This window comes from Kribbella sp. NPDC050281 (genome assembly GCF_040655855.1).
Classification (GTDB): domain Bacteria; phylum Actinomycetota; class Actinomycetes; order Propionibacteriales; family Kribbellaceae; genus Kribbella.
On sequence record NZ_JBFAKS010000032.1, the window covers coordinates 50,012 to 69,999 of the forward strand.

A 19,988-nucleotide genomic window follows, 5' to 3' on the forward strand; every position below is an offset into this window, starting at 1 on the left:
GGATTCGGGGCCGTTACCACACCCACCGTAGTCTGTGGGGCAATGACTTCCGCGAGATCGTCGAGGATTGCACAGTGAGTGAAGCTCGTAGAAGGGCCGTCCCGGCCCGCAAGCCCAAGAAGCACTGGGCGCTGCGGGTCCTCGGCTGGGTGACCGCACTCTTCTTCGTCGGCATCATCGGCGCCGTCGCCACCTTCTTCATCGTCTACCAGACGACGGACATCCCGGACCCCAACAAGGAGTTCGCGACCAACACGACGACGGTCACCTTCGCCGACGGCAAGCAGCCGCTCGGGTCCTTCTTCGAGCAGAACCGGCACTCGGTGCCGCTGTCACAGATCCCGAAGCACGTCCAGGACGCGGTGACCGCGGCCGAGGACCGCACCTTCTGGACCAACCCCGGCATCTCTCCGTCGGGCATGGTCCGCGCGGCGTGGAACATCGCCAACGGCGAACAGTTGCAGGGTGGCTCGACGATCACCCAGCAGTACGTGAAGGTCATGTACCTGACCCAGGAGCGGACCGTCTCCCGGAAGTTCCAGGAGTTGTTCATCGCGACCAAGCTGAGCCGGTCGCAGGACAAGAGCAAGACCCTCGAGGGCTACCTCAACACCGTCTACTTCGGTGAGGGTGCGTACGGCATCTCCGCGGCCGGCGACGCCTATTTCCAGGTGCCGGACCCGCGCAAGTTGACCGTGCCGCAGGCCGCCTTCCTGGCCACGGTGCTGAACAACCCGACCCTGTTCGACATCGACGACCCGGACCCGCGCACCAAGAAGCGGATCATCGAGCGGTACCGCTACGTCCTCGACGGCATGCGGCAGAACGGCACCATCACCCAGGCGCAGGCGACGGCGTACGGCAAGGCGCTGCCGAAGATCAACAAGAAGCCGAAGAACGACCGGTACAAGGGACCGAACGGCTTCCTGCTCGACATGGCGCGCAAGGAGCTGCAGCGGCTGGGCTTCGACGAGGACCAGATCAGCGGCGGCGGCCTGAAGGTGGTCACCACCTTCGACCTCAAGGCACAGAACCAGATCGTCAAGGCCGGCACGGAGGAGCTGCCGAAGAAGCGCAACGGCCTGCACGTCGGCATGGCGTCGGTCAGGCCGGGCACGGGCGAGCTGGTCGCGATGTACGGCGGCCCCGACTACCTGAAGAGTCAGTTGAACTGGGCAACCAGACCGGCTCGCCCGGGATCGGGGTTCAAGCCCTTCGCGCTCGCGGCCGCGCTGAAGGACGGTACGTCGATCTGGGACATCTTCCAGGGCGACAGCCCGATCGAGATCCAGGGCCAGGAGCTGAACAACGAGTTCGACGAGGACTACGGCGACGTCACCTTGCTCAAGGCGACCGAGCAGTCGATCAACACCGCCTTCTACGACCTGGTCGACAACAAGATGGAGGACGGTCCGGCGAAGCTCGTCGACGCCGCGGAGGCGGCCGGCATCCCGAAGACCAAGGCGCTCGAGATCGGCCGGAACAACCCGTCGACGGTCCTCGGCCCGGACCCGTACGCGTCGCCGGTCGACATGGCCAACGCCTACGCGACGTTCGCCGCCGACGGCATGTACGCGCCGGTGCACACGATCAAGAGCGTGTCCGGCCCGGACGGCAAGGTGCTGTGGAGCGAGAAGAGCCTGGACAAGAAGAAGGCCAGGAAGTTCGACGAGAACGTCGCCCGGATGGTCAACTACGCGCTGCAGGACGTGGTGGAGAAGGGCACCGGTGAGGACGCCAAGGAGCTGGACCGCGCGGTGGCAGGCAAGACCGGTACGGCCGGTGGTGTGGCGGTCGAGCACCGCAAGGCCAACGCCGCGTGCGACGGCTGCAAGGACGGCGACGACACCCTGACGTCCTGGTGGACCGGGTACACGCCGCAACTGTCCACGTCGGTGCTGTACCGGGCCGGCGCGTCCGGTGAGGGCGACCTCGACCCGTACTCCAGCGACGACGCGTTCTTCGGTGGCGGCTGGCCGCTGAAGACCTGGCTGGCTTACATGGACCCGGCGCTGGCCGGTCAGCCGGACGAGGGCTTCCAGGACCCTGACGAGGACCAGCTCAAGGACAGCCCGACGCCGACGTTCACACCACCCGCGCCGCCGACCAGCACCCCACCCGCGCCGCCGACGAGCACTCCGCCGGCGCCGCCGACCACGACGCCGAGCGACCCGCCGTCGAGCACCCCGACCGGCAAGCCGACGGGGAAGCCGCCCCGGACACCTCCGGGCTGGCCGCTCCCGACGGGTGGCACGCCCGACACGCCGGCCTCACCCGGCGGCGGCGACCAGTAGCCGGCCCTCGTGTTCGAGCGGACGGCCGGCGACGAAGGCAAGCCCGGCCGGGCTCGGCGGGCCCGGGCCGACGGAGTCCGGCTGTCGCGATGGATGCCGACCGCGATGGGCCGGGAGGTGCTCGGGTGGTGGCTGGTCACCCGGGCAGCGCTGTTCATGCTGTCGGTGTCCGCGCCGCTGCTGTTCAACCGCGGCAACGACTACCCGAACGTCTGGCGGGCCTGGCTGCAGTGGGATGTCTGGCACCTCAAGGCGGTCGCGGAGTTCGGCTACAACAACGGTGAGCCGTCCGGGGCGCCGTTGGCCGCGTTCTTCCCCGGGTTCCCGCTGCTGGTCCGGATCGTCAGCTGGACCGGGATCGGTTACGTTGCCGCCGGCATCGTCGTGTCCGCGGTCGCCAGTGCTGTCGCGGGCGTGTACCTGGCGCGACTGGCGCAGTACGAGTTCCCGGAACTGAAGGACCTCGGCCCGCACGCGGCGATGATCTGGTACGGCGCTCCGGTCGGTGTGTTCCTGGCCGCCGGTTACACCGAGGCGCTGTTCTGCGCGTTCGCGTTCCCCGCCTGGCTGGCGGCACGGCAGGGCCGGTGGGCGCGCGCGGCGATCTTCGTCGCGCTGGCCTCGACCGTGCGGGTGTCCGGCATCTTCCTCGCGTTCGCCCTCGTGGTCGAGTTCGTCACGTCGAAGAAGCGGGACTGGCTGTCGCTCCCGTGGCTGGCCCTGCCGGCCGTCCCGGTGCTCGCCTTCATGGCGTACCTGAAGCAGATCCACGGCTCGTGGTTCGCCTGGCAGGAGGCGCAGGAGAAGGGCTGGGCGCGCGAGTTCACCTGGCCATGGACCTCCCTGATGCACACGATCGAGGCCGCGACCAAGGGTCACTTCTCCGCCGACCGCAGCGACTGGACCTGGATGTTCCGGGCCGAATTGGTCGCGCTCGTGGTCGGCCTGCTGCTCCTCGCCTGGCTGATCCGGCGTCGTTCCTGGGGTGAGGCCGCCTGGGTCGCCGCCACTGTCGGCGCGTTCTGTACGTCGTTCTGGATCTACTCGCTCACCCGGGCGTCGCTGCTCTGGTGGCCGCTGTGGATCGGCCTGGCGGTCATGAGCAGGCGCAGACTCTGGCTCGGCCGCCTCTATCTGGCCCTCGCGATACCCCTGGCCGCGATCTGGGCGGCCGCCTTCTTCACCGGCCGCTGGACCGGCTGACGGGCCTGTTCACGCCTGAACTGTCCGGCATGTGGACAGTTTGCGGGGTAGGCAACCCCCGAGGGGCCCCGGACGTCGTTAGGTGTGAAGGGGTGGCAGTCCGGGCGGGGACCGCCACCCCTCTCAAATGTTCCGGCGGAACCTTTCAGGGGCAGGCTCCGCCGGAGAATCGTCCAGCGTGGGCGGTGGCCGGTCAGGCTGCCGCCCATACTGCTGTCGCGCGGCATGCAACCGCCACCGGTGGTTCGCCGGTTCCTGTCATTACAGAGGTGACAGGAACCGGCGATGCGGTCAGCCGTAGTTGCGGTCGATCGACTGGGACGGGGTCGGGCTCGGCTTGGTCTCGGCGACGCGCTTGTCGCTCGGGTGCGTGCCGGGCTCGACACCCTTCAAGGTGCCCAGCAGTTCGATCTCGGCGAGCGTGACGCCGTCAGCGCCCGCCGCCGGGGTCAACACCAGCCGGTACTGCGTGTAAGCCTTCGCCGAAGCGATGCTGAAGGCTCGGGTTGACGACACCCACGGCCAGCTCTGGCCGGTACGGCGATCTACCGTCGACCACGTCGTACCGTCGTTCGATCCCTCCAGCACCCAGGCCGACGGCGCCGTACCCGTGGCACCACTGGTCAGCGTGTACATCCCGACCGGGCGGCCCTGCGGGAGCGCCACCGTGATCGCCGGGGTCGCGCCGGTCAGCGTGACCTGGGTCTTGGAGTCGTTGTCGGTCAGCGCGGTCACGTCCGCGTCACCGGCCCCGATCACCGCACCCTCGTCCTCGGTCGAGTCCCGCCACGTGCTCGGGTCCTCGCCCGGGGTGGTGATCGACGGCGGGGCGTCGTTGCGGCCGGTGCCCCACCGCGACGGCTGGTCGGTCATCTCGAACTCGATCTTGCCGCCGTTCGCGATCAGGTCGTGCGGCAAAGCGGTCGACGTCCACGTCTTGCCGTTGATCTTCACGCCCTTGACGTAGATGTTCTTCGCGCTGTTGCCCGGCGCGCTGATCGTCAGCTTCTTGCCGCCGGCCAGCCGCACCGTCGCCTTCGTGAACAGCGGCGACCCGATCGCGTACGTCGGCGATCCGACCTGCAACGGGTAGAACCCGAGCATGCTGAACAGGTACCAGGACGACATCTCGCCGTTGTCCTCGTCACCCGGGTACCCCTGCCCGATCTCGGACCCGAGGTACAGCCGCGACAGCACCTCGCGCACCTTCTCCTGCGTCTTCCACGGCTGACCCGCGACGTCGTACATGTAGGTGATGTGGTGCGACGGCTGGTTGCTGTGGCCGTACTGACCCATCCGTACGTCGCGCGCCTCGAGCATCTCGTGGATCGTGCCGCCGTACCCACCGGTGTGCAGCGCGTCCTCCGGCGTACTGAAGAACTCGTCGAGCTTCTTCGCCAGGCCGTCGCGGCCGCCGTACAGGGCGGCCAGGCCGGCGCCGTCCTGCGGCGTCGAGAACGCCATGTTCCACGCGTTCGTCTCGGTGTAGTCGTGACCCCAGTCGCGCGGGTCGAACGTGCCCGGCGAGCTGCCCCAGACGCCGTCCGGGCCCTTGCCCTGGAAGAAGCCGAGCGCCGGGTCGAACAGCGTGACGTAGTTGCGGGCCCGGTTCAGGAAGTACTTGTAGTTGTCCAGGTACTCCTGCTTGCGCGGGTCGTTCTTCTTCGCCTTGTCGTACAGCGCCTTCGACATGTTCGCGATGCCGAAGTCGTTGATGTAACCGTCCATCGACCAGCTGAAGCCCTCACCGGTGGTGTTGGCGGTGTAGCCGTTGAAGGTGGCCAGGTCCATGCCCTTGCGGCCGACGTTCTGCGACGGCGGTACGGCGGTCGCGTTCTTGACCGCCGCGTCGTACGCCGCCTGGACGTCGATCCCCTTGATGCCTTTCAGGTAGGCGTCGGCGAAGGCGACGTCGGAGCTGGTGCCGACCATCAGGTTCGCGTAGCCCGGGGACGACCAGCGGGAGATCCAGCCGCCGTCCTTGTACTGCTGGACGAACCCGTTCACCTGGTCGGCCGCGTCGTCCTGGGAGAACAGCGAGTACGCCGGCCAGACGGTGCGGTAGGTGTCCCAGAAGCCGTTGTTCACGTACGTCCGCCCGGCGACGATCTTCGATCCGGTCGTGGTCGGGGTGTCCGTACCCACCTTGGGCGAGGTCGGCGACGCGTAGGTGATCACCGGCTTGTGTGCCGTACCGGTGTTCTCCGAGCCGTTGTTCGGGTAGAGGAAGAGGCGGTAGAGGTTCGAGTACAGGGTGGTCAGCTGGTCGGCTGTCGCGCCCTCGACCTCGATGGTGCGCAGCTTGGCGTCCCAGAGTTGCTGCGCGGTGTCCTTGACCTTGCCGAACTTCGCATCGGCGGGCAACTCGAGCTCGAGGTTCTTCTTCGCCTGGGCCGTGCCGATCAGCGAGGTCGCCATCCGCAGCTCGACCTGCGTCACCTTCGAGCCGAACGAGAAGTAGCCGCCGACCGCCGCACCACCGCCGTCCGACAGCTTGCCGGAGGCAACCACCTTCTGGTCGACCACGCCGTACACGAACAGCCGGCCGGCGCCGGTCGACAGGCCGCTCTTGATGTCGCTGAACCCGGTCACCACACCGGTCTCCGGGTCGAGCGTCAGGCCGCCGCTGTTGTTCACGTTGTCGAAGATCAGCGACGCCTTGCCGGCCGGGAAGCTGAACCGCAGCATCGCGGCGTGGTCGGTCGGCGCGATCTCGGCCGCGTTGCCGTTGTCGAACGTGACGCCGTAGTAGTACGGCCGGGCGACCTCGTTGTCGTGACTGAACGACCAGGCCCGCGCCTTCCGGTCCGCGGTCGGAGTTGCGGCCGTCGACGGCATCACCTGGAACGTCTGCCGATCTCCCATCCACGGGCTGGGCTCGTGGCTGATCGACAGCGCCTGCATCGTCGGCTTGTTGTCCTCGTTGTTGCCCTTGGCATAGTCGTACAGCCAGGACGTCGAGCCGGCGTTCGTCACCGGCGTCCAGAAGTTGAAGCCGTGCGGTACGGCGGTCGCCGGGAAGTTGTTGCCCCGCGAGAAGCCACCGGTCGCGTTGGTGCCGCGGGTGGTGAGTGCGAGGTCCGACGGGTGCTTCGACGCGGTCTTCTGCGCCGTGGTGTCGGGGTTGATCGCCTGCGCGATTCGCAGGTCGTCGACCCAGCCGCGGAACTCGGCCGGTCCGGACGGCTTGTCGTAGCCGATCAGGATTCGCTGGATCGTCTTGCCCTTGGCCACCGTGCCGAGGTCCGCCTCGACGTTGTTCCACTGGTTCGTGGACAGGCCCTTGGCGTCGCCCTGGCCGCGCGGGCTGAGCTCGAAGCCGTGGTGGTCCTTCGCCTTCAGATCACTCAGGTACGTCCCGTCCGAGAAAGCGAGGTCGATCGCGGCGTACGTGCTCGGGTAGCTGAGGTCGCCCTCGGTGTGCTCGGGGAAGATCTTGTACGACAGCCGGGTGTCCTTGCCGACCTTCAGATCCACGTCGGCGATCTTGTTCCAGGTGAAGCCACGGCCCTCGGCGGTCTGGTGCCCGGCGTACCGGAACGACTTGACGCCGGTGAAGCCGACCCGGGCGCGGGCGTTGTACGCGCTGGTCGGGCCGGAGTCCAGCCGCGACTCGGCCACTGGGCCGGGCGGCGGCAGCGGCGCGCCGTTCGACAGGTACCAGTCGGCCAGCTGGACGATGTCCTCGCCGTGGTTCAGCGTGACGTCCAGCTTGAAGAACTTGTACGCCGTCTCGTTGGTGAAGCTGTACTCCTTGGTCTGGAACCGGGTCTCGAAGCTCTCGCCCGTCCGGGTGTCCAGCGTCGTCCACGTGGTCCCGTCGTTCGAGCCCTGCATGGTCCAGTTCTGCGGGTCGCGACCGTCGGCGTCGTTGGCCGAGGTCAGCGCGTACTTGCGGATCACCACCGGGACCGAAGTCTCGTAGACCAGCCAGCCGGTCGGCTCGAAGACCAGCCACTTGGTGAACTTGTCACCGTCGGCCACGTTGGTGGCGATCTCACCGCCGCCGGTGTTCTCGCCGTTCGCGGTCACCTTGGTGACCTTGTCCATCTCGCTGCCGCCGATCCCGGTCGGCGTCGGCCCGCGGACCCCATCGGTGCGCGGCTGCCCGTCCGCCCCGGTCTCGACCGCGTCGGTATACCCCGGCTGCGGCTGCCCCGGCTCGAACGAGGTGAAGAACGAGGATCCGGTCACTACCGGTTGGTCCTGCGCGGTGTCTGATGCCGACGGAACGGCATGCGCTGACGTCATGGCAGACGACATTGTCACAACTAGCCCGAGAGACGCGACGAGCCCCAGAGGGCGGCGGAGATCCATCTACGCTCCTTGCACGGCCGGACCGGCACGACGAGCCACCCGCCCACCGATCAACGTACGCGGCCCCGATGACAAGGTTGTCAGCCCGCGTTTCGCCGGAATCGTCCCCCGCCCGTCACGCGCGGTCAAGGCTTCGTCGCCGCCGGTTCATATCGGGCGGCAGTAGGAGTTTTCCACAAGTGACAACCCGACCGTGGTGCGACAGGCACGGTCGGTAACTACAGTTGCCTTGCGCAAGCCGCAGAACGCATCGACCGACTGGGGAGGTTGGAGTGGGATCGAAGCCGGCGATGCACGTCCGGAGGCATCACACGCATCTCCTGCTCCCTCAGGCTGCACTCGGGGAACCGCAACGCGTGCTGCTGGACGAGGCCCTGAAGCCGGCCGGTTGGACGTCGGAACCGAGCGACAGTCCGAGCATGTCGCTGCAGTGGCGTCGTGGGCGGGACGGCCTGCGGGTGCAGACGCTCGGGTGGTTCCCGCTGCTGCTCACCGTGGGTCCACTCGGACGTGTGGCCAAAACTCACCGCGACGCGGTCGCTCGGCTCACCGCTGCCGTCACCGCCAATGGCGGGAGGACGTTCACGGATCGGCAGTTGGCCGACTACCTCCCGCAGGCCCAGCTCCGCTGGCAGCGGGCCCTCACAGAGCGTCGGCGGCTGGCTGAAGCAGAGAGGGTGCTCGAGGGGCGCCAATGCCGCCGGTGCGGGGTCTGGTCCGAGCCGTCGTCTACGCATTGCACCGGCTGCCGTCTGCGCTTCACCGATGCCGACGATGCCGACTGGAAGGCCGTGGTGGCTCAGGCATCGACGATCATGGACGCAGCAGAGGCTGTTCTCTCCGACCTCGCCCGCGGCGTACGTCTTGAGCGGATCGCTCACGACGCAACATCTGGCAGCGTGCGTCATGGCTGAACAGTTGCAGGCGACGCGCCAGGGTGAGCAGTGGGGTTGGGAGTACCGCGGTCGTGAGTTGGTCGTCGTCGATCCGCAGGAGCTTCCTGTCCCGGTGATCCCGGCCCCATTGGAGCTGGCCAAGCTGGAAGACAAGCGCGCGGTGGCGCTACGCACGCGGGCTGTCCTCAGCGGGGCAGCCTTCGGCGGCGTGCTGCTCACCGTCGGCGTCGCCTTCGCGACTCGCCCCCTGTTGGCCCTGATTCCGGGAGCGCTGACGCTGGGCCTCGGATGGCTGCGCTGGGTTCGCCCCGAGGTATTGCGACGGGCGACGGCTCGTGAGCATCAACGATGGCTGGCCACGTGTACCGACTCGATGGCCCGCTTCGAAGCGGACGTCCAGGTGTGGCAGGACGATCTGAACGTTCGCGAGCGAAGCAAGGCGGTCCAGAACCTCGCCGTCCGGCCGTGGGTGTCCGTCGGGCCCACGACCAAGGAGCGAGTGGATCTCTATGGAGGGACCGCGGCCGGCTGGCGGTCGGCCTTGCTGGCCATGGGCAGTTCGCTGATGAGCGCGGGTGGCCGCCTGACAGTCCTTGACCTCACTCAGGACTCGGTCGCCGAGCCGCTGCGTCAGATGGCCGAGGCACACGGAGCGCCGATCCGATCGACCGTGGTTCCGGACGAGAAGCGGTCGCTGAACTTGCTCGCCGGGCTGGACGCCGAGGAGATCGGCGTCGTGATCGGCGACGCGCTGCGGGCGGCGGAATCCGAGCAGGTGGAGTCGCGAGGTGTCGACGCGACCCTCGTCCAGCAGGTCGCCGAGTGCCTGACGGAGAAGTCGGTCTCGATGAATCGCCTTCATCTCGCGTTCCAGGTCCTGCTCAGGCAGTTGCCGCCCGACCAGATGGGCGATCTGACCCGGGCCGAGTACACCATGCTGATCGACCTCCTGAGCGAGGCCGCCAGGCGCTCTGCGGAGCCGCGCTTGTTCCGTCTGGCCGCGGGTCTGAAGCGTCTGGCAGGTGTCAGCGGCGATGTGGCGATGGACGGCTGGGACGGTGAGGATATCTCTCTGCGGACCGTGCAGGTGTCGCATCGCGAGTCCGACCTGACTGCCTCGCTGGTCCGGCACCTCATCTTCCAGGTGGCCATGTTCCGGATCCAACGGGGCCAGATGTCCGGCCGCGGCGAGCGGATCGTGGTGATCGCGGGCGCTGATGTCATCTCTCGCCCTGATCTCGAGCGATTCGACAGCATCTGCCGTCGCAACGGCCTACGCCTGGTACTCCTCTTCTCGCACCTGCGTGACAGCGCGGTGGAACTGCTCGGTGGTGGCGACGCCGTGCTCTTCATGCGCCTGGGCAATGCCAAGGAAGCTGAGCAGGCTGCCACCTTCATCGGCCGCCAGCATCGCTTGGTCGCGAGCCAGTTCACTTACTCGCACGGCACGAACACCTCGCAGTCGACGTCGGACAGCACCACTCGAGGCAACAACTCGTCGACGAGTGACTCTGTCGGCGTACAGACCTCCGATAGCCGGCAGGCGACGTTCGGCCTGCTCTTCAGCCGCCGCCACCGGTCCGGCAGCAAGAGCAGCGGCGAGCAGTACTCGTCGAGCACGACCGGCGGATCTTCCTGGTCGGAGTCGACGTCGACATCGGCGTCCACGGGAACGACGGAGAGTACATCGGTCGGCTACCAACGCACGTACGAGTACTCGGTCGAGCCGACGGTTCTCCAGGGACTCTCCCCGACGGCCTTCATCATGGTTGATCCCCGCGACCCGGCGAGCCCGCGCCTTGGCGATTGCGATCCACGGCTGGGCGACCAATGATCCCGCGTTGGCGTCTGACAGAGGTGCCGCTGACCGGAGGCCCGGACGCGGATGCCGCTCAACGACTGACGACTCTCCAACGAGGGCTCCTTCCGGCGCTGACCGTGCGGGCGTCGACAGGACGTCCCTTCAGCTGTTGCTGGACTCGTACGGTCGCCAACGGACCGATCGAGGTACGCCTCGGAATCGAGCCGGCCGAGTCGGGTGCCATCCCATATCCGGTTGGTGCACGCGTCGTTGCTGCGGATTCGGCCGAGTTCCCGCACTGGGTGAACGTCGACGGTGTCCATGACGTGCTCAGCGCGCTTCCCGAGGTCGATGTCGAGCTGACCGGCACACTGGAGGATCTGGTCGAGGCGCTGCCCGCAGAACCGTTCGCCTGGCTCGTCCTCGCATCACCCGTCGATGTTGACGAGCGTGCCGAGCTGCTCGACGATCTGCACCTGCGCATGACGATCGGCCTCGACCGCGAGAAGGTCTCCGCACGGGAAGCGCTCGAGCTCGAGCGCAGCCGGGCCCGGTATCGCGACTTCTCTGCGGCCCCGGGCGGCCTGTGGTCCGTGCAGGTTCTCACCGGCGCAGCAGAGGAGTCCATCGCTCATGTGGTGGCCCGGACCTTGGCCGGCGCGGCCGATCTGCACGCCACGTCGTACACCCTGGCGGCCGGCGCGACACCTTCACGATTCCAGGCGACCGGAGAACTGCTGGCCGCGATCGCGAGGCCGCCGGTGCGTGAGATCGCCGGCGTCCGCGCGATCGAACAGGTGCGCTTCGACCTGACTCCGGAAACGCCACCGGACGGGATCCCGCTCGGGGAGGTCCTCGACGCCGCCGGACGGGTCGCAACAACGATGACCGTCTCGCTCGACACCCTGAACCGGCACGCGCTGGTGACCGGTGCCACCGGTTCGGGCAAGTCGCAAACGATCAGGCACCTCCTGGAAGGTCTGACCAAACGCTCCGTCCCTTGGCTCGTGATCGAGCCGGCCAAGGCCGAGTACGCCGCCATGGCGGGACGACTCGGTCCCGACGCACCGGTCGCAGTCATCCGGCTCGGCGATCCGGACGCCATTCCGCTCAGCCTCAACCCACTCGAGCCCGAGGCCGGCTTCCCGCTGCAGACGCACCTGGATCTGGTCCGCGCGCTGTTCCTCGCCGCCTTCGAGGCCCACGAGCCGTTCCCGCAGGTCCTCAGCCAGGCCTTGACCCGCTCCTACACGTCGCTCGGCTGGGATATCGCCTTGAGCCGGCCGGCCCGCGACGGCCGCACACCGCAGTACCCGACGCTCGCCGATGTGCAATCCGCGGCCCGCAGCGTGATCGACGACATCGGGTACGGCGCTGAGCTGGCCGCCGACGTCCGCGGCTTCGTCGACGTACGTCTGGCCTCTCTGCTGCTCGGGACGCCAGGCCGCTTCCTGGGGGCGGGCCATCCTCTCGACATCGCCGATCTCCTGAGTCGGAACGTCGTTCTCGAACTCGAAGACGTCGGCGACGACCAGGACAAGGCGTTCTGCATGGGCATCGTCCTGATTCGCCTCATCGAGCATCTGCGCGTCCGAAGCGCGAGGGACTCTGTGCCTCCCGGGCTACGCCACATCACCGTCGTCGAGGAAGCCCATCGCTTACTGAAGGCAAGCACCGACGGCACCACCAACCATGCGGTCGAGATGTTCGCCGGCCTCCTCGCCGAAATCCGCGCGTACGGCGAAGGCATCATCGTCGCCGAACAGATCCCCAGCAAAGTCATCCCCGACGTGGTGAAGAACTCGGCCCTCAAGATCCTCCACCGCCTCCCCGCCGCCGACGACCGCGAAACAGTCGGCGCCACCATGAACCTCACCGCCCCCCAATCCCGAGCCGTAGTCTCCCTCCCACCCGGCCAAGCCGCCCTCTTCACCGACGGCATGGATCGCCCGGTCCTCATACGAGTCCCCCACGGCGAACCTCGCGAGCGCCGCCTCCCCTCACCACCAACCGTCACCGCAGCCACCCGCCGCACCAGGGCCTGCGGCGCTAGCTGCCAGGACCGTCCGTGCACGCTACGAGACATCGCGGGCGCCAGCCGGTACCTCGACCGGAACCCCAGGTTCGTTGTCTGGGTCGAGCTCCTGACAGTCGCCCACCTGGCCGGTGTCCCGAAGCCGCTCCCGCCGGCCAACTTGATTCCGCCGGACGTCCCAGCACGGCTGGCGGAATGCGCGATCGCCGAAGCCACAACCAGGGCAGTGAAGGCTCGTGTCACGACATTCGACGGCGCGTTCGAACCGGTCGCGCTCATCGAGCATCTGACCGAGGTAGTCACGGGGGTCGTCACCCGGCACGAGCCCGTGTGCCCTGATCCCGAGACCAAGTGGCAGGCCGGCGCATTCCGCTTCGCAGACGTCGCCGACGCCTTGCGAACGTACGTCGGCCCGGTCGACGTACTCCATCCCTCGACCGAAGAGTGGAGCGCCAGGGGACTGAATCTCGAAGGCTCAACGATCGCCGACCAGGTCGCCGGCTATTTGGCCCTTCGTGCTGCTGCCCCCAGTCCGTCGCTCCTCTTCGGAGAGGGAGGCCTCCTGCGCGCCGCCGCTCAACTGTCGACCGCCGCCGAACCACACACCCAAATCATCGACGCGTCCCGCACTCTGACCGTCCCGGGCAACTGGCACCGTCAGATGTTCCTCTCCGAATCGACGCGAGCGTAACGCGATGGATCACCCTTCCCACCGCGAAGAAGAACCGCTGGAACCGCCCCGCCCCTCCGAGCCGCGCCCAGAAGCTCCCACCCCGGCCGAGTCGCCGACACCGAGGCTCACCAATCTGCCCCCAGACCTCGAAGCCCGCATGCGCCAAGACCCAGTCTTCACCCGCACAGGCTGGGGAACCGAAGACCGGACCCCAACCCCCGCCGACTCGCATCACCAGCGGCCCGCCCCTGACCGCAAGGCGGACGAGCCGCAGGATGCACCGAACGCCAGGCCCGAGCACCTCGAGGAAGCCGGCCCACCCGACCAGAGCCACCGACTCCCGCCAGAACTCGTCGCCCAAATGCTCAAAGACCCCCGCTTCACCCGAGCAGGCTGGGGCTCAGACAACGACGCACCACAACCTCCCGCAGCCCCAGACAACCGCAACGACACGGACCCAGGCGCCTCGACGCCAGACCAGCTGCCTGACAAACCCACTCCAGACCCACCCGTCGACGACACCGAACCCGAAGCTCCCTCGTCCGTTGATCCCGAGGACTCGACGCGCGAAGGCGAGTCAACCGACGAGTCCCCAGCCGAATCGACCCGCCCGGCACCAACCGACAACGCCGAGCCGGACCAACTGACCGACGCTGACTCAAAAGCTCCAGGATCGCAGCCGCACGACGAACGAACAGCAGACAACGCCAACGATCAGTCGCCCCAGCTCGAGTCCGACGAGAAGAGCGTCTCGAAGACCTCGGGCGAAAGCGTCGCCGCGCCAATCGACTCGCCGCAACCCGAGACAATCTCGAACCGCGACGAGGCTCACCCCGACGTCGACTCGGACCCCGAGGCCGAGCCGATCCCTGAGCCCGACAGCGCACGTTCCGCGGAAGACCCGTCTGTCGCCGACTCCAGCTCGACCACCGACCCGTTGGAGGCGGAGAAGCAGACGCCTGGCGAGTTGCTCCGAGACCGCCACGAGCGCTGGGTGCCAGAAGCGACGTACCACCAACGCCCTCCCGCACCCGACAATCCCGATGTGCGAGAGGTAGAGAGGATTGACCCCACGGATCGGGACGCCGCCCGTGAAGAAGACCTGCGCAACGGCGTCGCGTACATCGCCGACACGAAGGAAGCCCACCCCTGGCTGGAGCCAGCTTCACACTGCGACCCTGTGGTCCAGAGCGTCTGGGCGTCCATAGACCTGACCAATGGCCACGGCCACATCCGCCACGGCCCGATGGGCGACGACCAGTTGTACGCAGACAGAGTCGCCCACAACGAAGACCCCGCCCAAACCGACCCCATCAAACGAGCCCAAGGGATCGACGGCCTGTACCCCAACAAGCAGCACCACTGCGCCAGAGAATCAACAAGAATTCACGACGCAACCGCGTTCGCTGCCGCATACCTCGGAGCGCTGGAGCACTCTGCTGTCAAGGCTGCCGTCGATGAGCCGTGGCACGGAAGCCTTCCACCGAAAGCGGTCGACATCCCGATCGCGGAACTCCTCGGTCTCGGCGGGCACAAATTTTGCTCTGGCTTCGCTTTGAAAGGGGATCCGGTCGAGTCGATGGTCCTTCGGAAGCAATGGTTGCAAGCGCGAAACGCCGGAGCCGACCTCGCTGGTATTCCGGAACCCGAAGCGGAGCGGATACCTTCCTTCGAAGGAGGAAAAATCGAGGTCCGCTTCAAAGCGAATTTCGCGGACCAACGGTATGAACTGTCGACGCTCTATCCCAAAGTCCGCGACGATCAGTCTTGAAAGGAGTCACATGCCCAGTGGAATGTATTGGATGAGAGACAAGGAAGCGCCTTTCTCAACCTTCCTGAGCTTCATTCACTCCTACTATCACCCTGAAGCTCGCAATGACAACTTTGATGCGTTGGTACAGGCCGCTCAGGACAGCGAATCTGCCAATACAGATATGCGGGTTTTCAAGCAGGAATTGACCCGTCTACTGGAGGGGGATCGTGAAGGTCTGCCGCAAGGTGCGGTGCACCTTGCTGCTGAGTACGACGATTTTCACAATGACGACGATTTCCTCGTCTGGTTGTGGCAGCAGTTGTATCCAACCGAGCCTGTGCCGGGACACCAGGGCTGACGAAACGGTTGGCAGTAGGTCGGCGTGCGTGCTGAGTGGAACCATCGTGACGACGACAGCCGTTCGCAACGTTCCTCGGCGTCGTGGTTCGTGCGACTGCTTGAGGGGACCGCGTCGGTTGCCTCCGCGTGCGTTGAGCGTGGCAGCGGCGTACGACTGGTACACCGATGACGAGTACTTGGGATGGCTCTGGCGCGACCTGTATCCAAGTGAGCCGCTTCTCTCCTCTTCCCGCGGGACGCGGAGTGAGTGCGGCGCACTGGTGGCTGCGCGATGACGGGCGGATACCCAGCCAGGTCACGCTTCGTATTCCCACGTGCCTATCGGTAGCAGCGACAGCGGGTGTGCTTGGTCGGCGGTAGGTTGAGGGCATGGATGAGCGTGTGCTGGTGACCGGGGCGGCCGGGTTTGTTGGGCGGGCCGTGGTGGCTGCGCTGCGGGGGCGGGGCGTGGCGGTTACCGCTGTGGATCGGGAGCCGCCGGACCCGTCGTGGGACGAGGGCGTGCACGTGGTGACTGGGGATTTGGGGGACCAGGAGACGTGTGTCGCGGCGTTTGAGACCCGGCCGACCGCGGTCGTGCATCTGGCGGCGTTGACGTCCGTGTTGCGGTCGGTGGATGCGCCGATGCAGACGTTCGCTCAGAACGTGACGATTACGCAGGTGCTGCTGGAGCTGTCCCGGGGGAGTGGGGTCGACCGGTTTGTGTTGGCGTCCACCAACGCGGTGGTGGGGGACGTCGGGACGGCGACCATCACGGCGGACCTGCCGTTGAGGCCGCTGACGCCGTACGGGGCTACCAAGGCGGCCTGCGAGATGTTGCTGTCGGCGTACTCGGGGAGTTACGGGATGGCGACCGCGGCACTGCGGTTCACGAATGTCTACGGGCCGGGGATGTCGCACAAGGACAGTTTTGTGCCGCGGATGATGCGGGCTGCCCTGAGCGGGACCGGCGTCCGGGTGTACGGCGACGGTCTGCAGCGGCGGGATCTGGTGTTCATCGATGACGTGGTCAACGGCATCCTGCTGGCGCTGGACAGCAAGTACGACGGGCGCGCGATCATCGGATCGGGTCGTTCGGTGTCGGTGCTCGAGATGATCGAGACGGTGCGGACGGTGACTGGATGTCCGGTGCCGGCTGAGCACATCGAGGCACCGGCGGGTGAGATGCCGGCGGTGGTTGTCGACATCACCAACGACCTCGGCTACGCGCCGACGGTGTCCCTGGAAGACGGGCTCGCCCGCACGTGGCACTACTTCTCGAACCAGTGATCAGTCAACTGCGCCGCCCCCTCGCTTCGCTCGGGGACGGGAGGGTGTTCTCCCACCCCCTCGCTTCGCTCGGGGGTGGGAGAGAGATGTTGAGGAAGCACTGGCTGCTTGTTGTGCTGCTGGTGCTGGGGGCCGCGCTCCGGGTGTTGGCGACGATCGCGTACCAACCGGCAATCTTGTACGTCGACTCAGTGCGCTACCTCGACAACATGCGCGAGCTGAAACCGGATCAGCTCAACCCGATCGGCTACTCGCTCTTCCTCAAGCCGTTGACAGCGCTCGGCAGCGTCACCTTCGTGGTGATCCTGCAGCACGTGATCGGCCTCGCCCTCGGCGTGGCCATCTACGCGCTCGCCCGCCGCCTCGGCGCCTACCGCTGGCTCTCCGCGCTGGCGGCCGCACCCCTGCTCCTGGACGCGTACCAAGTCCAGATCGAGCAGAACATCATGGCCGAGACCCTGTTCGACGTACTGCTCGTCGGTCTGCTGTGGCTTCTGCTCGGATGGGGTGCCCCCGGCTGGAAGCGGGCGGCCGCAGCCGGGCTGATCCTCGGCGCAGCGTTCGTACTGCGCACCATCGGCATCACTCTGCTCGTTGCCGTCGTCATCTACCTCGTCGTGGTCGGCTCCGCCTGGCGGACGAGTTGGCGCAAGGTGCTCGGCCGGAGCGCAGCGGTAACGGCCGTATTCGCGATCGTGCTCGGCGGCTACGCGACGTACTTCCACTCGCAAACCGGCCGGTGGGGGTTTTCCGGTGCCGAGAACCAGGTGCTCTACGGCCGGACCGCGGTTGTCGCCAACTGCGCGAAGCTGCCGCTGAACGACGGCACCCGCCTGTTCTGCCCCAAGGAGCCGCTCGGGCACCGACTGGGGGTCGACGAGTACGCCCACGACCACTATGGCGACCCGAACTGGCCCGGACCGTTGCCAGCCGGTACGACGAAGCGGCAGCTGGCGACCGACTTCAGCATGCTAGTGATCCGGCACCAGCCAGGCGACGTGGCGTGGGCGGCGCTGAATGACTTCTTCAAGGGCTTCGCGCCCACGCGCACCACCTCGCCGGACGACGTGCCGCTGGACCGCTGGCAGTTCCAGCTCACCTACCCGAACCTCAGCGACCCCAACACCGCCAAGGCCGCGGTGAAGTGGGGCGGCACCGAGCCGCACGTCAACACCGGGCCGGCCAAGGTACTGCGCGCCTACCAGCTGCACGGCGGTTACACCCCGGGCCTGCTGCTCGGTATCGCCGGCCTGATCGCGTTCGCTGCGGCGTTCGGGCTCGGCCGGGCAAGGACATCGCGACTCCGGTCGGCCGCACTGCTGCCGGTCGCGGCGGCAGTGATCCTGCTGCTCGGGTCGGCCGCGTTCGAGTTCTCCTGGCGCTACCAGCTGCCCGGACTGGTTCTGTTCCCGTTCGCCGGTGCGCTCGGGCTGACCGCACTGCTCGGCCGGAGCCAGCAGCGCCCGCCGCTCGCGCAGTACCCGGACAAGGTCGACTCGGCCGCGCTGGATGATCTCCGCGAACGGCACGGTGACCCGGCGTTCGCTCCGCTCGTCGTGGTGATTGCCGCGTACAACGAAGCCGGCGGCATCGGTCCAGTGCTGGAGCACATGCCCAAGACCTGCGCCGGCCTCCCGGTCGACGTACTGGTCGTGGTCGACGGCGCCGAGGACAACACCGCCGAGATCGCGGCCGAGCACGGCGCGTACGTCTGCGTCGCGCCGGTCAACCGTGGTCAGGGTGCAGCGCTTCGACTCGGCTACCAGATCGCCGCGCAGGGCGGAGCGCAGTACGTCGCGACCACGGATGGCGACGGACAGTACGACAACAGCGAACTGCCGGTGCTGCTCGCGCCGATCCTGGAGGGCCGGGCCGACTTCGTCACCGGTTCCCGGCGACTCGGTGAGGAGGACGCGGACAGTCGCCTGCGCTGGGTCGGAGTGCGCGTGTTCGCCGTACTGGCGTCGATCCTGACCCGGCGGAAGCTGACCGACACGTCGTTCGGGTTCCGGGCCATGCGGGCGGCGCTTGCGTGCTCGGTGACGCTGAGGGAGCCGCAGTACCAGTCGTCGGAGCTGCTGCTCGGTGTGCTGGCCGGCGGCGCGCGGGTCGTCGAGCTGCCGATGACGATGCGCCGCCGTGGCGACGGGAGCAGCAAGAAGGGTCCGGGCCTGGTGTACGGCGCGAACTACGCCCGGGTCATGACTGGGACGTGGTGGCGGGAGTACGTACTGCGGCGGCTTCCGGCTTGGCGAACACGAACCGGTCGAACAGCACGAACTTCAGGATGAACATCACTCCGTAGGTGCCGAGGAAGGCCGCGCTGACGAGCACGGTCTGCCAGACGTGGGAGTCGATCCGATCCCGCAGCCAATGGTCCGCGGCGCTGGTCGCCAGCGCCGCGGCGAGTGCGGTGACCACCACGATGATTGCGTACGGCAACAGCTCGCGAGTGCGGTCGGCCCGTCCGCTGCGGCCCCACGCCCAGCGCCGGTTCAGCACGTAGTTCGGCAGTGCGCCGGCCAGGAACGCGACCACACTCGCCCACAGCGGGCGGGTCCCGATCCAGTAGCACAAGGCGAACGCCAGCTCGCTGATCACTCCCGCGATCACCGACGACGCGGAGTACTTTGCCCACAGCAACAACCGGAACCGCGGCAGCCTCATCCCGGCACCCGCGCCACGCCGAGCACCGTCTGCCCGAACGGGACCGGGACCACCGACTCCACCGCCCGCGTCACCGGTACGACGAACCGGTCGTAGATCGAGACCAATCGCGGGTTCGGTTTGGTGCTGCCGCCGCGGCGAACGGCTGCCCACCAGGCGATCCCGCCGAGCAGGTTCACCGGCTTGGCCACCTCGACCTGGAGTCCGGCCCGCTCGAACGCGTCGCGCAGCGTGGCCGGCGTGTACCGGCGGAAATGGCCCACCCGGCGGTCGAACTCGCCGTACAACTGCTGGTAGCCGGGCACCCACAGCACGATGGTGCCGCCGGGAATCACCAGTCCGGCCAGTGATTTCAGCGCTGCGGCGTCGTCCTCGATGTGCTCCAGCACGTTGATCGCAACGATCGAGTCGACCGGCTTGCCCAGCGAAAGCTCGCCGCCCAGCGCCAGTTGCCGCGCCTCCACCTCCGGCCGCTCGGCGAACCGCTCCGCCAGCAACTCGACCGCATCCGGATCCGCGTCGGTGAGCACCAACCGGTCCAGACCGGTGAACTGGGCCGCGAACTCACCCAGTCCGGCGCCGACCTCCAGGACGCTGCGTCCGCAGTGCGGCGCGATCAGGTCGTGCTGGTAGCGGCGGTACCGCGGCTGGTCGGCGCCACCCTGCTCGAGGTCGCGTCCGGTCGCGTCGCTGAAGGCTCCGGTATGTTCCCGCATCCTG

General features: G+C 67.5%; 12 protein-coding genes. 9 read left to right on the forward strand and 3 right to left on the reverse strand.

Annotation, left to right across the window (positions count from 1 at the left end):
* Positions 1-74: 74 nt before the first annotated feature.
* Positions 75-2,294 (forward strand): transglycosylase domain-containing protein, encoded by a 2,220-nt coding sequence (locus AB0I34_RS29980; protein ID WP_360451567.1) that lies wholly within the window; start codon positions 75-77, stop codon positions 2,292-2,294.
* 9 nt (positions 2,295-2,303) lie between these two features.
* Positions 2,304-3,497, forward strand: coding sequence for a mannosyltransferase family protein (locus AB0I34_RS29985; RefSeq protein ID WP_360451569.1), 1,194 nt, complete (start codon positions 2,304-2,306; stop codon positions 3,495-3,497).
* Between the two features lie 291 nt (positions 3,498-3,788).
* On the opposite strand, the gene AB0I34_RS29990 is transcribed toward AB0I34_RS29985, so the two are convergent.
* On the reverse strand, positions 3,789-7,748 hold the full coding sequence (locus AB0I34_RS29990) for a GH92 family glycosyl hydrolase (protein WP_360451571.1): 3,960 nt from the start codon (positions 7,746-7,748) through the stop codon (positions 3,789-3,791).
* A gap of 338 nt (positions 7,749-8,086) precedes the next feature.
* Between AB0I34_RS29990 and AB0I34_RS29995 the strand changes: the two genes are divergently transcribed.
* From AB0I34_RS29995 to AB0I34_RS30025, 7 genes are all read left to right on the forward strand, one after another.
* Entirely contained in the window at positions 8,087-8,728 is a 642-nt protein-coding gene (locus AB0I34_RS29995) for a hypothetical protein (RefSeq protein ID WP_360451573.1), read from the forward strand.
* Positions 8,721-10,544 carry a hypothetical protein gene (locus AB0I34_RS30000; protein WP_360451575.1) on the forward strand — a complete coding sequence of 608 codons (1,824 nt, stop codon included), beginning with the start codon at positions 8,721-8,723 and terminating at the stop codon, positions 10,542-10,544. Before AB0I34_RS29995 ends, AB0I34_RS30000 begins: the two co-directional genes overlap by 8 nt.
* A gap of 23 nt (positions 10,545-10,567) precedes the next feature.
* On the forward strand, positions 10,568-13,237 hold the full coding sequence (locus AB0I34_RS30005) for an ATP-binding protein (RefSeq protein ID WP_360451577.1): 2,670 nt from the start codon (positions 10,568-10,570) through the stop codon (positions 13,235-13,237).
* 4 nt (positions 13,238-13,241) lie between these two features.
* Positions 13,242-14,990 (forward strand): hypothetical protein, encoded by a 1,749-nt coding sequence (locus AB0I34_RS30010; protein WP_360451579.1) that lies wholly within the window; start codon positions 13,242-13,244, stop codon positions 14,988-14,990.
* Positions 14,991-15,021: 31 nt separating this feature from the next.
* Positions 15,022-15,330: a hypothetical protein gene (locus tag AB0I34_RS30015; RefSeq protein WP_360451581.1), complete on the forward strand. Its 309-nt coding sequence runs from the start codon at positions 15,022-15,024 to the stop codon at positions 15,328-15,330.
* 371 nt (positions 15,331-15,701) lie between these two features.
* Entirely contained in the window at positions 15,702-16,601 is a 900-nt protein-coding gene (locus tag AB0I34_RS30020; RefSeq protein ID WP_360451583.1) for an NAD-dependent epimerase/dehydratase family protein, read from the forward strand.
* Positions 16,602-16,687: 86 nt separating this feature from the next.
* Positions 16,688-18,892 (forward strand): glycosyltransferase family 2 protein, encoded by a 2,205-nt coding sequence (locus tag AB0I34_RS30025; RefSeq protein WP_360451585.1) that lies wholly within the window; start codon positions 16,688-16,690, stop codon positions 18,890-18,892.
* On the opposite strand, the gene AB0I34_RS30030 is transcribed toward AB0I34_RS30025, so the two are convergent.
* A complete protein-coding gene (locus AB0I34_RS30030; protein WP_360451587.1) occupies positions 18,801-19,268 on the reverse strand; it encodes a GtrA family protein in 468 nt (155 codons plus the stop codon). The two genes, AB0I34_RS30025 and AB0I34_RS30030, sit on opposite strands and share 92 nt — an antisense overlap.
* Entirely contained in the window at positions 19,265-19,984 is a 720-nt protein-coding gene (locus AB0I34_RS30035) for a class I SAM-dependent methyltransferase (RefSeq protein WP_360451589.1), read from the reverse strand. Before AB0I34_RS30035 ends, AB0I34_RS30030 begins: the two co-directional genes overlap by 4 nt.
* Between the last annotated feature and the right edge of the window lie 4 nt (positions 19,985-19,988).

Bases quoted from the DNA above. Each gene is read 5' to 3' on its own strand.
- AB0I34_RS29990 (WP_360451571.1), bottom strand. From the start codon at position 7,748: ATGACGTCAGCGCATGCCGTTCCGTCGGCATCAGACACCGCGCAGGAC.
- AB0I34_RS30000 (WP_360451575.1), top strand. From the start codon at position 8,721: ATGGCTGAACAGTTGCAGGCGACGCGCCAGGGTGAGCAGTGGGGTTGG.
- AB0I34_RS30010 (WP_360451579.1), top strand. From the start codon at position 13,242: ATGGATCACCCTTCCCACCGCGAAGAAGAACCGCTGGAACCGCCCCGC.
- AB0I34_RS30015 (WP_360451581.1), top strand. From the start codon at position 15,022: ATGAGAGACAAGGAAGCGCCTTTCTCAACCTTCCTGAGCTTCATTCAC.
- AB0I34_RS30020 (WP_360451583.1), top strand. From the start codon at position 15,702: ATGGATGAGCGTGTGCTGGTGACCGGGGCGGCCGGGTTTGTTGGGCGG.
- AB0I34_RS30025 (WP_360451585.1), top strand. From the start codon at position 16,688: ATGTTGAGGAAGCACTGGCTGCTTGTTGTGCTGCTGGTGCTGGGGGCC.
- AB0I34_RS30030 (WP_360451587.1), bottom strand. From the start codon at position 19,268: ATGAGGCTGCCGCGGTTCCGGTTGTTGCTGTGGGCAAAGTACTCCGCG.
- AB0I34_RS30035 (WP_360451589.1), bottom strand. From the start codon at position 19,984: ATGCGGGAACATACCGGAGCCTTCAGCGACGCGACCGGACGCGACCTC.